General features: G+C 70.3%; 12 protein-coding genes. 5 read left to right on the plus strand and 7 right to left on the minus strand.

All coding sequences use genetic code 11. The features are described 5' to 3' along the window. The first annotated feature begins 108 nt into the window (after positions 1-108). Positions 109-1158: a hypothetical protein gene (locus tag AB0B28_RS12225; protein ID WP_360120003.1), complete on the plus strand. Its 1050-nt coding sequence runs from the start codon at positions 109-111 to the stop codon at positions 1156-1158. Positions 1159-1166: 8 nt separating this feature from the next. Beyond that, positions 1167-2207 (plus strand): hypothetical protein, encoded by a 1041-nt coding sequence (locus AB0B28_RS12230; protein ID WP_360120005.1) that lies wholly within the window; start codon positions 1167-1169, stop codon positions 2205-2207. Here the strand turns inward: AB0B28_RS12230 and AB0B28_RS12235 are convergent. Further along, a complete protein-coding gene (locus AB0B28_RS12235) occupies positions 2201-2833 on the minus strand; it encodes a TetR/AcrR family transcriptional regulator C-terminal domain-containing protein (protein ID WP_360120007.1) in 633 nt (210 codons plus the stop codon). The genes AB0B28_RS12230 and AB0B28_RS12235 overlap by 7 nt on opposite strands. Positions 2834-2912: 79 nt before the next feature. Between AB0B28_RS12235 and AB0B28_RS12240 the strand changes: the two genes are divergently transcribed. Next, positions 2913-3365: a hypothetical protein gene (locus tag AB0B28_RS12240; protein ID WP_360120009.1), complete on the plus strand. Its 453-nt coding sequence runs from the start codon at positions 2913-2915 to the stop codon at positions 3363-3365. Between the two features lie 86 nt (positions 3366-3451). Continuing rightward, the gene (locus AB0B28_RS12245) at positions 3452-4609 is read left to right on the plus strand and encodes a nucleoside 2-deoxyribosyltransferase domain-containing protein (protein WP_360120011.1); all 1158 of its coding nucleotides are present in this window, start codon (positions 3452-3454) and stop codon (positions 4607-4609) included. Positions 4610-4655: 46 nt separating this feature from the next. On the opposite strand, the gene AB0B28_RS12250 is transcribed toward AB0B28_RS12245, so the two are convergent. Together AB0B28_RS12250 and AB0B28_RS12255 are read right to left on the minus strand one after the other, a co-directional pair. Beyond that, entirely contained in the window at positions 4656-5369 is a 714-nt protein-coding gene (locus tag AB0B28_RS12250; RefSeq protein WP_360120013.1) for a hypothetical protein, read from the minus strand. Positions 5370-5473: 104 nt separating this feature from the next. Next, positions 5474-6241 carry a phage antirepressor KilAC domain-containing protein gene (locus tag AB0B28_RS12255; protein ID WP_360120015.1) on the minus strand — a complete coding sequence of 256 codons (768 nt, stop codon included), beginning with the start codon at positions 6239-6241 and terminating at the stop codon, positions 5474-5476. 248 nt (positions 6242-6489) lie between these two features. On the opposite strand from AB0B28_RS12255, the gene AB0B28_RS12260 reads away from it, so the two are divergent. Continuing rightward, positions 6490-7977: an Hsp70 family protein gene (locus AB0B28_RS12260; RefSeq protein WP_360120017.1), complete on the plus strand. Its 1488-nt coding sequence runs from the start codon at positions 6490-6492 to the stop codon at positions 7975-7977. A 590-nt stretch (positions 7978-8567) separates the two neighbouring features. On the opposite strand, the gene AB0B28_RS12265 is transcribed toward AB0B28_RS12260, so the two are convergent. The 4 genes from AB0B28_RS12265 to AB0B28_RS12280 form a co-directional block, all read right to left on the minus strand. Then, on the minus strand, positions 8568-10541 hold the full coding sequence (locus AB0B28_RS12265; RefSeq protein WP_360120019.1) for a hypothetical protein: 1974 nt from the start codon (positions 10539-10541) through the stop codon (positions 8568-8570). Beyond that, complete coding sequence (locus tag AB0B28_RS12270) at positions 10541-11305, minus strand: hypothetical protein (protein WP_360120021.1); 765 nt, start codon at positions 11303-11305, stop codon at positions 10541-10543. The genes AB0B28_RS12265 and AB0B28_RS12270 overlap by 1 nt, the downstream gene beginning before the upstream one ends. After that, complete coding sequence (locus tag AB0B28_RS12275) at positions 11289-11612, minus strand: hypothetical protein (protein WP_360120023.1); 324 nt, start codon at positions 11610-11612, stop codon at positions 11289-11291. Before AB0B28_RS12275 ends, AB0B28_RS12270 begins: the two co-directional genes overlap by 17 nt. A 286-nt stretch (positions 11613-11898) precedes the next feature. Further along, entirely contained in the window at positions 11899-13968 is a 2070-nt protein-coding gene (locus AB0B28_RS12280; protein ID WP_360120025.1) for a PhoX family phosphatase, read from the minus strand. Between the last annotated feature and the right edge of the window lie 24 nt (positions 13969-13992).

Below are 13992 nucleotides of genomic sequence, written 5' to 3' on the forward strand. Positions count from 1 at the left end.
GGGTCCTCCAGGCGGTGCGTGGGCGTCGCTTCGCACGATAACCGCAGGTTGCCAGTTGCGGCGGGCGCCTATTGTCGGTGCGAACATTCCCTAGCCCCGGATGCGCCCATGCCCACGACCGAAGACCTGCCCACCCGGACCCGCCGCGAAGGCCTGCGGGTCGGCTGGCTCGCGCTGTTCGCGGTGCTGAGCCTGATTCCGTTGAACGTGTGGCACCACGTGCGCGAGCCCGATTCGCCCGAGGAGGTCGTGGCGGCGTTCATGGAGGCGGTGCGGGACAAGGACCTCGACGAGGCGTTCGGGTACGTCGACTCGGGGATTCCGGCCGGGCCGGACGCGGATTTCCTGCACCCGGACGCGATCAGCGAGTGGGATCTGCTGGAGGTCTACGAGATCGCCGGAATGAAATGGGAGAACTTGGTCCGAGTCACGATCGGCACCGAGGACGGGACCGCCAGCGGAGTGTTCAAGGTCTACGAGTTCGAAGGCGAATACACGATCGCCGACCCGTTCCAGTCGGTGTCGCTGACGGCGACCTCGTACCTGTCGGTGCAGGTGAACGACCGAGTGGTGGCGGCCGAGCCGGACTCGAACTGGATCAACTGGTACAGCGGGCAGGTGCGGCGGACCGTGGAGCTGCTGCCGGGGGTGTACAGCTTCTTCGGCGGTGAACCGGTGGCGCTCTTGGGGTACCAGGAGGAGCCGATCGGCGTGGTGGTGCCGCCGCCCGCGCCGGGCGGGGACACCGCGGTGCAGTTGCAGGCGGCGGTGAACGAGTACCTCGACGCGTGCGTGGAGTACCGCGTGGAGGCGCCGACCGGGTGTCCTTTCGCGACGGACGGGCAGGTGGACACCTCGGATCGGGTTCGGATGGACCGGGTCGAGGACGCGGCGTGGACCATCGAGGAGTATCCGGTGGCCACGGCCGTGCCGGGGACGGGGCTGTACGAGGAGCCGGTGCTGCTGGTGGAGTTCACCGAGCCGGGGCGACTCACCTTGGAGGGCACCGGGACCGCCGACTTCGACACCCGTGAGACGTTCACTGCCGCGTGCCGGTTCGGCGGCGGCCTCCTGCACCTGGTGACCGATGTGGACGGTTCGTTGCGGGTGGCGCCGCTGGGGACCGCCGTGGACGACACATGCAGGGGCACCGAATGAGGAGCGAGATGGGCATCGTGAAGTGGGCCCGGCCGCGCCGCTGGTCGATCCTCGCCGAGGCGGTCCTGTTGGTCGCCACCGCGCTGGTGGTCTGGCCGCTGGCCGTCCAGGTCGAGGAGGGACCCGAACCGGTGCGGGTCGTGACCGCGTACCTGGAGGCGTTGCGCGACAAGGACGTCGAGCGCGCCGAGGAGTACGTGTCGGAAGACTACGCGTTCGACGCCGATCGGAGCTGGCTGACCCCTGAGGCGATGTCGGCCGACTGGGAGATCGAGTCGGTCGAACTCAAGTCGGCCTCCGAGACCACCGTGCATGTCACGCTCACTTCCGCAGGCCACCGCGCCGACGGCGCGTTCAACCTCGAGAGCGATGACGAGGATAACCTGCTGATCACCAACCCCTACGTGTACCTCCAGACCCAGGGCGGGATTCTGTCTACTGTGGAAATAGGCGAGCGGAGCGCCGAGATCGCGCGGGTCGAGGGCTACCCGCAGGCGGTGGCCCTGTATCCGGGGTTCTATCCGCTGTTCGCGAGCGTGGCCGGATTCGAGGACGGGGCCTCGTTGTTCGCGCTGCCGGGCTCACACGGCCCCTACTACTACGGCGAGACGATCGACCTCGACCGCCTCATGTCGATACCGCTGCGGGAGAACGCGGCGGTCGAGGCCGCTCTCAACGAGCAATTCGCGGCATGGCTGGACGAATGCGCCGAGAGCGCCGTGGCCGCACCCGAGGGCTGCCCGTTCAGCGCCGGATACGACTACGCGGCGCTGCACGACGGCATGGAGGACTACGAGGAGGTCAGCGACCTCGACTGGACGGTCGGGGCCTACCCGGTGGTGCGCTTGTCCCCCGAGCTGCGGCTCGAAGTGGTCGAACCTGGCTGGATGGGCTTGAGCGGCAAGGGGATCGTCGGCTACGAGGACCGCGAGGAAGTCGCGATCGACAGCCGGTGCGGTGTGGACGTGGGCAACGTGAGCGCCACGATCGGGACCGACGGCGCGGTGGCGTTGACGCTGTTCGACGAGACGTGGAACTCCTGTTACTGAGGCGCGAAACCGCGGAAGAGCGCGTCCAGGGCGGCGTCGAAGCGGGTGTCGGGGCGTGCGGCGCCGGCGGCCTCGGTCAGGAGCGGGAAACGCTCGGCGTCCACTGTGTTCAATCGCTGTTCTTGGCCCGATTGGCCGGTGAGCGCGGCCGTGGCCGCGGTTGCGGCCACGTGGCCGATGACGAAGTCGTTGAGGGTGTACACCAGGTCGAGCGCGGCGCGGGGCGCGAAACCGGCGCTGTGGAGGACTTCGAGACCGTGCTCCATCACGCGCAGCGTCGCGTCGGTGACCGCCGGGCGCGAGACCACGAGCGGGACGAGACCCGGGTGGGCCAGGAGCGTGGCGCGCAGGGAGTGCGCGTACCCGGCCAGACGCGCCTGCCAGGGGCCCTCGTCGGCCAGTGACACCGTGGCGCGCGCGAAGACGTGCGCTACGAGGCCGTCGAGCAGGGCGTCCTTGTTCGCGAAGTAGTGGTAGAGCGTCATGGCCTCGACGTCGACCTCCGCGCCGAGGCGCCGCATCGAGAGCTTCGCGAGGCCGTCGCGGTCGACCAGGCGCACCGCGCCGTCGAGGATCGCCTCGTTGGTGAGCCCGGCCTTCTGGCCGCGCGTCCGGTTCGACGTCATGACAACCCCTCTTGATTATTCATACGACGTAAGTATAGACTCGCCGCTGGAAACTTACATCGTATGATTGGGAGTAGGGATGACCACGATGCGGACGCGGACCGGCGGGTCCGGCAATCTCACGCTGGCGCTGTGGGCGGGGCTCGCCTTGAGCCTGATCGGCGGCGTGGCGCCGCTGATCGACATGGCCACGGTCGACAGCCTGAGCGCTCATGTGCGCCAGGCCTACCCGCAGTGGCCCGCGGACCTGGTCGGGAAGGACCGGGACGCGATCGCGTATTCGCTGGCGGCCGTGGGCGGGCTCGGGGCCGCCGTGTGGGCGGTGTCGCTGTGGGCCGTGGCCAAGGGCAGGCGGTGGACGCGCGGGCTGGTCACGTCCGCGTTCGCCGTGGGGACCTTGGTGGCGCTCACCTGCGCGTCGCTGTCGGGCGACCAGTACGACCAGGTCCTGCCGCCGGTCTACAGCGCTTTGGTGCTGCTGCCGAGCCTCGCCGGGCTCGCGGCCGTGGTGCTGGTGTGGCGGCGCAGGTGACACCGGGTTCGCTTCGGATGCTTGGGGTCTCGGTTCGGGGCGCGGAGCGGTAGGCTCCGAGCGAGTCGACTGAATCGAGGCACCGCATGGCATCCGAAGTCGTGGTCGTGCACGCGAACGAGACGCCGCCCGAGTCCTGGGACGCCTCGGTGTTCCTGGCCGGGCCCCTCCCCCGGGCGGCCGCGGTGCCCTCGTGGAATCCGGACGCGATCGCCCTGCTGCGCGAGCGGTGGCGCGGGGACGGGCGGCTGGTGGTGTTCACGCCCGAGCCGCGCGGCGGGCTCGAAGCCGACTACATCGGGCAGATCGAGTGGGAGCACCGGGGCCTGCACCAGGCCGACGTGATCCTGTTCTGGGTCCCGCGCGAGCCGAACACGATGCCCGCGTACACCACCAACATCGAGTGGGGCACCTGGTACGACTCGGGGAAGGTCGTGTTCGGCGCGCCGCCGAGCGCGCCGAGGAACGAGTACCTGCGGTACCTGGCGGCCAAGGAGCACGCGCCGGTGGCCGACGAGCTCGGCGACGCGGTCGACGCCGCGCTCGGCCTGATCGGGTCGGGATCGCGGCGCGGCGGGGGCGAGCGGGCGGTGCCGCTGCTGGTGTGGCGCACCGAGAGCTTCCAGAATTGGCATGCGGCGCAGCGCGAAGCGGGCAACACTCTCGAGGACGCGCGCCTGGAGTGGACGTTCCGGGTCGGGCCCGACAAGTCCACAGTGGTGTACTGGGCGGCGCACGTGACCGTGCGGGTGGCCGCCGAGGACCGCTTGAAGTCCAACGAGGTCGTGATCTCGCGGCCCGACACCGCGCACGTGGCGCTGTACGTCCCGGGGCCGAGTCCGGAGCAGACGACGGTGGTGCTGGTGCGGGAGTTCAGGTCCCCGGCGTCCACTCCGGACGGATACGTTCACGAGCTGCCGGGCGGCAGCGGGAACGGGCGCGGCCTGGTGACTCAGGCGGCCGAGGAGGTGCGCGAGGAGACCGGGTTCGCGATCGGCGCCGAGCGGCTGCGCCCGCTCGGTTCGCGACAGGTCGCCGGGACGGTCTCGGCGCACCGGGCGCACCTGTTCGCGGCCGAAATCACCGAGGCGGAGCTGGAGGTGCTGCGCGAGCTCAGTGCCGAATCGCACGGCGTGGGCGGCGGCGAGGTCACCTGGATCGAGATCACGACCTACGGCGAGATCCTCGCGAACCCGTTGGCGGACTGGGCGACCGTGGGCATGATCGCGCAAGCGCTCGCCTGAGAAATCCTATATCATATAGGATATATCCTATATGCCGTTGGAGCGTTCACCAGAGTTCGATGTCGGAGAGCTGCTTGACGACCTCGGCGGCGGTGTCGGCCCGCAGGCGCGGGCGGTCGTCGCCCCGCACGCACACGAGGTAGCCGCCGCGGACGGTGCACGGCACGATCATGACGCGGAAGTCGCGGCAGGTGAACGCGGGCCAGATCTGGTGCAGCGACTGGCCTTCGTGCGGGTATTCGAGGATCGTCCAGCCCTTGCGCAGGCACACCGCGTCCATGAGCACCGGCAGGTCCGAAGGCAGCGGGACCTGCCAGAAGTCCTCGCCTCCGAAGCCGCGCAACGGAAGCGCGGTGGGCCAGCGCCAGGATTCGATGCGCTCCAGCAGGGCGATCACGTCCTCTGCGTCCCCGGGCAGGCCGAGGGATTCCATGACGCCTGAGCGGAGCAGGTGGGCGTCGTCCATGCCGCAGACCTTCGCGGCGGGCCAGAAGTCCTCGGTGTCGGCGGCCGGGGGGCGGTCGGAGAAGCCGGGGAGCGGGCGGTAGAACACGCCGGGCGGGTAGACGGCGCCGGCGGTGGGGTCAATCTCGGTGGGGCGGCAGACGCAGGTGCGGGGCACGTCGGGGGCGGTGCCTCCCGGTGGGGTGGAGGCCATGAACTGCCATGCGGGCGTGGTGCCGAGGCGGTGCCAGCCGCGCTGGGCGAGGGCGGATTCGATCTCGGCCACGTACGCGGTGCCGTGCATCTCGATGCTCATGGGCGCGAGCTTAGGAAAGATCGGGGCTCCCCGATGGACATCGGAGCAGAACGGGCGTGTCGGGTCCGCCTTTCGGGCCCCGGGCGGGGCCGGGGCCCGGTCGGTCAGGCGGTGGCGAGGCGGTCGGCGAACAGGGAGTGCAGGAGGCGGACCCCGGCCACGGTGACGCGGACTTGGGGCGGGTCGAGGATGAGTTCTCCGGTGCGGGGGTGGAGGTGGGATTGGGCGCGTTCGGTCATGCGTCCGGCGGCTACGGCGGATTGGTAGGCGCGCCAGGCGCCGTCGCCTTTGTCGCGGTAGATCCAGCCCTGGTCGGCGAGGAAGGCGAAGAGGCGGATTTCGCCGATCTCGATGCGCTCGTCCCTGGAGAGGAGCTTGGCGGCGTCGGCGACGGCGTAGTCGCCTTTGGCGGCGGCGAGGGTGCGCCAGGCGTTGGCGTCGGGTTCGAGTGCGGCGGCGCGGTTCTCGGCGGTGTCGGCGCGGTCGGCTTCGCGGATGACGAGTTCGGCGATCTCGCGCGGGGTGAGTTCGGCGCGGGGCCGGGGCCGGGCGGTGTCGCGGATCTTGGCGGTGAAGTAGGTCTGGGCGCGGGCCACGGCGGCGCGGCGGGGGTCGCCGTTCATGGCCACGAGGTAGGCGGCGAAGCGGGTGAGGCGGAAGTCGCCGCCTTCGGTGGGTGCGAAGTGGACGCCCACCTCCCGGTGGGTGTTGGCGCAGGCGGTCTTGGCGCGTTCGATGGTGTCGGCGAAGTGCTGCCAGGTGGTGTAGCCGAGCAGGGGCATGAGGTCGCGGGCGGACCAGTGCTCGCCGCGGTCGGTGCGGCGGATGCGTTCGAACGGGGAGACGGTGTCGTGGAGAGGCTGAAGGCGCATGTGCAGGCTCCATTCCTGTCGCTCGGCGAGCCGCGGCCGGGCCGCGGGGGGCGGTCCGGATCGGGGCGCATCGCCGGTGGTGTCGCTGGTCAAGCCCCTTGATCGTATCGGTGGGGTACGACATTTCCCGGTGTCGCGCAGGCGCTTCGGCAGGGGTGTTCACGTTCGGTGAGCCGGGCTTCACAGTTTCCGACAAATAACCCCAAGGTAGATCAAAGCCGGTCGATCGCGGTCCCTAGACTCGCCTCATGCAACAGACCCCGATAGCGGCCGCGGTGGGCGTCGAGCTCGGGAGCTCGACGGTGACCGTCGCGATGCGCCGCGGCGACGAGGAGACGGAGATCCGGCGGTTCGAGTACGACGCGGTGGCGGTGGTGCTCGACCGGATTCGCGCGGCCCGGGAGGAGTCGGCCTTCGCGGCGGCTCCGACGGTGATCGCGGTCCCGGCGGCGTGGAGTCCCGCGCAGCGCAAGGACCTCGCGGGCGCGGGTGAGCGCGGCGGACTCGGCAAGGTCGAGGTGGTCGCGGCCCCTCAAGCGGCCGCGGTGCAGTACACCGAAGGGCTCGGGCGCGAGCTCGGGCCGGGTGAGGCGCTGGTGGTGGCCGACTTGGGCGCGGCCTCGTTCGAAACGGCGGTGGTGCGCCGGGACGAGGGCCGCTTCGCGGTCGCGGCGCACGCCGACACCGGCGAGGTCGGCGGCGACGAGTTCGACCAGTTGCTGCTGGCGTACCTCTCGGGCCGCTACCGCGACACCGCGCCGGAGTTCTGGGACAGTGTGGACGGTGAGGGCGAGGAGCTGCGGACGGCGCTGCTCGCGGAGATCCGCGGTGCGCGCGAACTGCTCTCGAAGCGGTACCGGGCCGGGATCCCGCTGCCGATCGGCGACCGTGACCTGCATTTGACGCGCGCGGAGGTCGAGTCGTGCATCGGCGGCCTGCTCGGGCAGAGCGTGGACCTGGTGGCGGGCACGGTCTTCGACGCGCGGGTCGAACCGGCGGGCGTGATGCTGGTGGGCGGCGCGGGCTGGACGCCGCTGCTGGCCGAGGAGCTGCACGAGCGCACGGGCCTGGAACCGGTGGTCCCTGATCGGCCGGAGACGGCGCTGGCGGAGGGGGCGCTGCTGATCGGCCTGTCGAGCGCGGAGGCCACGGCGCAGATCGCATTGCCGCGCAAGCGCTCGCATCGAAAGCTGGTGGTCGCGGCAGCGGTGGCGGCCGCGGGCCTGGGCGCGGCGGCGGTGTTCGGAGCGGGCCTGGGCGACAGGGACCGCCCGGATGTGGACGTGGCCGACTCGGCGACACTGGCGGAGCCGCCGGGATCATCGCAAGCGGCGTCGGAAGCGGAAAGCGCGGGAGACTCGGGCGGCCTGGGCGGGCAGGACCCGTCGGGGTCGATCGACGAATCGGAGACAGAGGAGACGTCCTCACCGGACGGCGCGCCCTCCCCCAACGCCTCGCATCCCGAAGCGAGCGAACCGATAGAGGAAACGGCGACGACAGGGACGGTCCCGGCGGTAACGGGAATGACGGCACCGGAAGCAAAACAGACACTCAGCGCGGCCGGATACACGCAGGTCGCATTGGAAGGCGAGCGAGAAGGCATCTTCGGCCCCTGGTACGACGACTGCGAAGTCATCGAACAGAACCCACCCGCCGAAGAGGAACGCCCCTTCAGCGACGAAGTGACGATCACCTACTCCTACAGCGGATCAGACCAAGAAGCCTGCGAGGCGTAATCACGGTCGGCGGTCGGCGGTCGGCGGTCGGCGGTCGGCGGTCGGCGGTCGGCGGTCGGCGGTCGGCGGTCGGCGGTCGGCGGCGAGGGATTGTCGGTCCCTCGCGCGATGATTGATTCGGGGGCGACTGCACTGCGACACGCCCGACCGCGGGGGTCGATCCCCGCGGTCGGGCGTGTCCAAACTCGACTGCCCCCGACTTCCATGGTCGCGCGAAGGTGCGACATGACCAAGAAGCGAGCGACACTCGCACGCGATAGCGAGAGCCGGGGAGGCAGCGGGAGCGGGAGCGGGAGCGGGAGCGGCAGCGGCAGCGGCAGCGGCAGCGGCAGCGGCAGCGGCAGCGGCAGCGGCAGCGGCAGCGGCAGCGGCGAGGAGTGTCGGTGGCTCGCGCGATCATTTGAACCGGGGGCGCTTGCGTCGCGACACGCCCGACCGCGGGGGTCGGGGCTGCTCCCCCACCTTCGCTTCATCCCTCAAATCCGCGACCTTTGCTCACCGAAGAGCGCGGTGGCCCAAAGGGCCACCGCGCTCTTCTTTTCAGCCGGGTCGATTCGGGCTTGCACGGTTGCCCTTCACGATCCTGCCGTCTATGCGTAGGGGTCGTCCTCTTCGTCTTCGGGGACGCCGCCCCAGACGTCGTCGTCCTCTACGAGCCAGACTTCGTGCTCGCTGCCCGCCTCGTCGCCCGGGCCTCGGGCGCCGGCCGCTCCGGGGATCATGCCGTGGCCGCCCGCTCCGGCCGCGCCCTTGCCGCCGGCGGCTCCCGCCGTGAGGCCGGCCGCGCCCGCGGCTCCCATGCCGCCTCTCAGGCCCGAGCCGGAACCGGAGCCCCCGCCCATGCCGCCGCCGCGGAGGCCCGACGAGCCGCCGACGCCACCGCCGCCCTTGAGGCCGCCCACGCCGCCGCCCTTGCCCGGCGCACCGGTCAGGCCGCCCGACTTGCCGATCGTGCTGCCCGGGCGCATGCTCACGCCCTTGGGCCGGATCGACGACGTCGGAGGCTTGCTCGTCGGCGTCAGGTTGCGCCCGCCGATCGTGCTCGGCGACACCGCGCCGGGCAGCGACCCGCCACCGGGCAGCGTGCCGCCGCCACCGCTGGAAAGGCCGCCACCGCCGCCCAGTCCGCCCGGAGGCGTGCCGAGGCCGCCGCCGCTGGCGAGACCGCCGCTGGGGCCGTCCAGGCTCCCCGGCTTCGAGCTCCACGGGTTCGAACCCGACAGGTCACTGCCGCCGGACAGGCCCCCCGGCGGCGTGCCGCCGAGGTTGTCCGGGTCGTCGATGTTGGAGCCGAACGGGTTCTCCTCGAGGCTGGTCAGGTCGGAGCCGCCGGCGTAGTCGGACGGGGCGTTGCCGCCGTTCAGGCCGCCGTTCAAGCCCCCACTGGTGTCGCCCAGGCCCCCCGGCCCGGTCGAGTTGAGGTCCTTGAGGCCGTTGGGCTTGGACATGCCGTCCAGACCGCCCGCGCCGCCGCCGCTGAGGTCGGGCATCCCGCCGCCACCGCCGGTGTCGAGGCCGCCGTGGGGCGGCACCTCGGTGGAGCCGTCGTTGAACGTGGTCGGCTCGCTGGGCTTGGAGTCCGGTTCGATCTCGGTCACCTGCGCCTCCACATTGGAGTGGCGCTCGGTGACCTCCTCGTTGACGATCGCCGCCTGCTCGTCGAGGTGCTTGGAACCCTTCGGGCCCAACGTCTCCAGGCGGTTGGTCGCGTACTCCTCGGCCTTGCTCTCGGCCAGCGCCTGTCCTTTGAGGCCGCCCTCTTCGTAGTCGGGGTTGTTGTTGAGGTACTCCAGCCACATGTCGTAGGTACGCTGGCGGCCGTCGCTGACCTCGTCGACGATCATCGGGTCGAACCCGGCGATCTCCAACGCGGCCTTGGTCTCGTCGTTGGCGCGGATCTCGCAGTTGCGGAAGAACGGGGGCCGGATGTGGATGCGGTGCGAGCCGCAGCTGGTGCCCTCCATGTAGAACTTCGGCGCGGGGTAGACGCAGGCGGTGCCGCCCTGCTGGTCGAAGATCTCGGACTGCTTGGTGTCGAGGACCTTGATGACGCCGTCGACCCCGTCGTCGCCGCCGATGTCGTTCTGGATGGTCTTGCAGTTCTTCAGGACCGTCTCGACCTGGTCTTCGAAGGCGTCGAAGTCGTCGCCCTTCCAGCCCGAGGAGAGGGTGCGCAGGCCCGCTTCGAGGCTGGGCCCGATGATGCGGAACTCCTCGTAGAAGTCGGTCCACGCGTCCCGGATGGTGTCGAGGGCGTAGTCGGCCTCGGGCTGGGGGCGGATCGAGGCGACCATGCTCTGGATGGTCTGTCCTTCAGGGAGCATCATGGTGCCTTCGCGGGCGGCGCGGAGGTTGTTGATCTGGGTGGCCTGCGGGACGGCGGACATCAGCTTGATCCACGCGGCCTCGGCAGGTTCCTCCACTTTGCACGTGCAGTCGCCGGTGTCGCACTGGGGCTTGACGGTCAGGTCGTTGACCGCGATCGTGTACTGGGACTTGGAGATGCCCTCTTCCATGTCCTCGTATTCGGCGCGCTCGAACTTCGGCGTCTCTTCGTCGGGCATCAGGACTCCTCGGTCTCGGCTCGCTGGAGTATGTCGGACTCGATCTGGCTCAGGTGCTCCTGTGCGACCCAGGCGATGAGTTCGTCGGTGGTGAAGGGATACACCGCCATCGTTTCGGCGGTGCCGTCCGGATAGAAGTCCGGGGCGGTCTCGTAGGCGTCGACGCCCGGGTCGTGGAGGTAGTCGATGGACAGGTACACGACCCAGTCGCCGTGGCGCCCATAGGCGTCGATGTAGTGGCGGTTGGCGGTGTCGGCGGCGATGTAGAGGCTCTCGTCCCAGTCGCCGGCGAGTTCGCCTTCGGTCTCGTTGGTGTAGTCGACGCCGGCGAGGTTCTCGCGGCGCTGCTCGATCCGGTCGGCGAAGTTCGCTGCGGCCTCGGACTCGTCGGACCAGGGCGCCAGGCCGCCGCGGGCGGCGGCGTCTCCGGTGACCGAGAAGTCGAACGAGCCTTGGGTGTCGGAGAACGTGGCGAGGTCGAACAGCGCGGCGCAGCCGGCGGCTTCGGCGTCGATGCCTTCGCCGATGGCGTCGCTTTGGAGCGCGCCGTCGATCGCGGTGACGCCGAGCTGGGCTTGGAGGACCTCGAAGTCGCCGAAGGCCTCGCAGCCGGACCAGTCCCCCATCACGGCAAGGGAACCGGCGGGGGCGGTGGGCTCGTCGCCACCGGTGTCGCCAGTGCCGCCGGAGCCGCAGGCGGTGAGGGCCAGCACGGCGACGGCGGCGAGCGCCGGGGCCGCGCCGAGCCTAGAGCTGGCCTTCATAGCTGTCCATTTCGGCCTCGGTCTCCTGGTCGGCGTCGACGACGAGGTCGGAGGAGTCCTTGAGGGTCTTGAGCATCCCGGTCAGCGATTCGCGCAGGCCTTGGAGGTTGTCCCAGGTGGTGGAGTGGAACGTCTCGTAGTTGGTGCGGGCGGCCGCGGAGGCGTCGAGCTGCCCGAAGGCGGGCAGACGGCCCAGTTCGCTGCCCTTCTCCAGCCTCGGGATGATCGAATCGAGATGGTCCAGCTGCTCTTGGACGAGCGTGCGGTACTCCTGGATCGCTTCGGGGTCGAGCTCTCTTGCTGCCATTGGGGCGCCGTTCTGTGTTGGTCGGAGGCGGCCGTGCCGGTCGGGCCCGCCAAGACGATTCGGATGCCGAACGGCCTGGTCAGAGAACGCTCTCCGTCCCAAACGCCGTTCAATTGGCCTCCAGACGAAGTGAGGACGGGATTCTGATAGGTGACATGATATGCGCATTTTTCGGGCCGGCGAAACCCGCGTCCCGGTGAACTCTGCGACCCGAAGCGTTGCCGGCGTGAGTGTCTCACAGAACGGGCAGGACCCGGCCGCGAGCGGCCGGGTCCTGTTGCCTGGATCAGTGTCCGATGCGGCCGAAACCGTCGCGGGTCACGTTGACCACCGAGGGCCGGGGCAGCTTGCCGGGGCCGTCGGGCCATTCGGAGAGTGGGTTCTCGGCGCTGGCGCCGTCGAGCTCGCCGGGGTGCTGGACGGCCACGAGCACGTGGCGGTCCTCCACGATGGGCCCGCAGGTCTCGGCTCCGATCGGGACGGTCAGGAACTGCTTGACCTGGCCGCGCTTCGAGCCGTCGACCGCGACGCCGAACAGGCCGTCGTTGGAGCCGAGCGCGCTGCCGTCGGTGGAGATCCACAGGTTCCCGCTCGGGTCGAACGCGACGTTGTCGGGGCAGGAGATGGGGCTGACCTGGTCTTTGGGGAAACCGCCGAAGTACGTCGAGGGGTCCTCGGGGTCGCCGCAGACCAAGAGCAGGTCCCACGAGAACGTCAGAGCAGCCGAGTCGTTCTTCTTCTCGGTGAGCTCCAGGATCTGGCCGTGCTTGTTCCCGTTGCGCGGGTTGGCCTCGTCGGCGGCCGCGTAGCCGTCGGTGCCGCGCTGCGTGTTGTTCGTCAGCGCCACATAGACCTTGCCGGACTTCGGGCTCGGCTCGACGTCCTCGGGACGGTCCATCTTGGTCGCGCCGACCTTGTCTGCGGCCAGGCGCGTGAACACGTAGACCTCCTCGGCCGACATGCCGTCCACGTAGGACTTCGAGCCGGAGACGAGCTTGATCCACTCGCCGGAGCCGCCGAAGCCGCCGTCGGAGGGCAGCGTGCCCGAGCCGTCGATCTCCTCGGCCGGGCTGTCGCCGGTGAACCGCGCGACGTAGAGCGTGCCGTCTTCGAGCAGCGAACGGTTGTGGCGGCGGGCCCGGTCGCTCGCGCCCCACTTGACCTTGTTCTTGGAGACGTACTTGTAGAAGTAGTCGAAGCGCTCGTCGTCGCCCATGTAGACCGCGACGCGGCCGTCGCGGGTGATGCGCGGCTCGGCGGCCTCGTGCTTGAAGCGGCCCAGCGCGGTGAGCTTGCGCGGCGCGGCCTCGGGGTCGAACGGGTCGATCTCGACGACCCAGCCGAAGCGGTTGGCCTCGTTGGGTTCCTGCGCGAGGTCGAAGCGCGGGTCGTACTGCTCCCACTTGCGGGCGCTGGCCGCGCCGCTGAACCCGTAGCGGGCGAGCCGGGTCTTGGTGTCGGGGTCGGTCACCAGGGAGGTGTTGGCGAAGTACTGGTTGAAGTTCTCCTCGCCGGAGAGCACGGTGCCCCACGGGGTGGTGCCGCCGCCGCAGTTGTTGAGGGTGCCGAGCACGGTGGTGCCCGCGGGGTCGGCGGTGGTCTTGAGCAGGTCGCTCCCGGCGGCCGGGCCGGTGACCTCGAACGGCGTGGTGACGGTGACGCGGCGGTTGAGGCGGTGGCCCACTTCGGGGGTGAGGTCGCCGTTGCGGCGGTTCTCCTTGAGGGCGACCACGGCGAGGCCGTGCGCGGCCCAGCCGATCTCGACCTGTTCGCGGGTGGGGGCGGCGGCGTCGTAGCCGAAGAACATCAGCGGTTCGTCGGTGTACTCGTGGTTGGCGACCAGGACGCGGTCGAGGCTCCACGGGACGCGCAGGAGCGCGAGGTAGTCGCAGTTGTAGCCGAACTGGGCGGCCTGGGCCTCGGGCGTCTGGTGCTCGGCGTCGAACTCGGGCGCGCCCTTGAGGATCGGGTCGCCCCAGCGGATGACGACCTGCTGGTCGTAGCCGCCGGGGATGGTCACCGCGTCGTCCCGGTTGGACTCGACGGGCGTGAACTTGAGGCCTTTGGGGTCACGGCCCCAGTGGGCGAGCTCGGTGTCGGCGGCGGGCTCGGAGGCGATCGCGGGGCCGCTCACCACGGCTCCCGCACCCGCCGCGACGGTGGCGACCACGCTGCCGCGCAGCAGGTTGCGGCGCGAGAGGGCCGCGGCGATCACGTCGCCGAGGTAGGGGTTGTCGGAGGTGTTCGGCGCGGGGTGGCTACAGGCGTTGCCGCAGCGGAAGGCGCAGGTCATCGCCGATCGCGAGCCCTGGCGGGGCGCGAACAGCGGCAGTTGTCGACGATCGGAGGATCGCATCGCTATCTCCTGGCAGTACGAGGT

Source organism: Glycomyces sp. NPDC046736 (genome assembly GCF_040645615.1).
In the GTDB taxonomy this organism is placed as follows: Bacteria; Actinomycetota; Actinomycetes; order Mycobacteriales; family Micromonosporaceae; genus Glycomyces.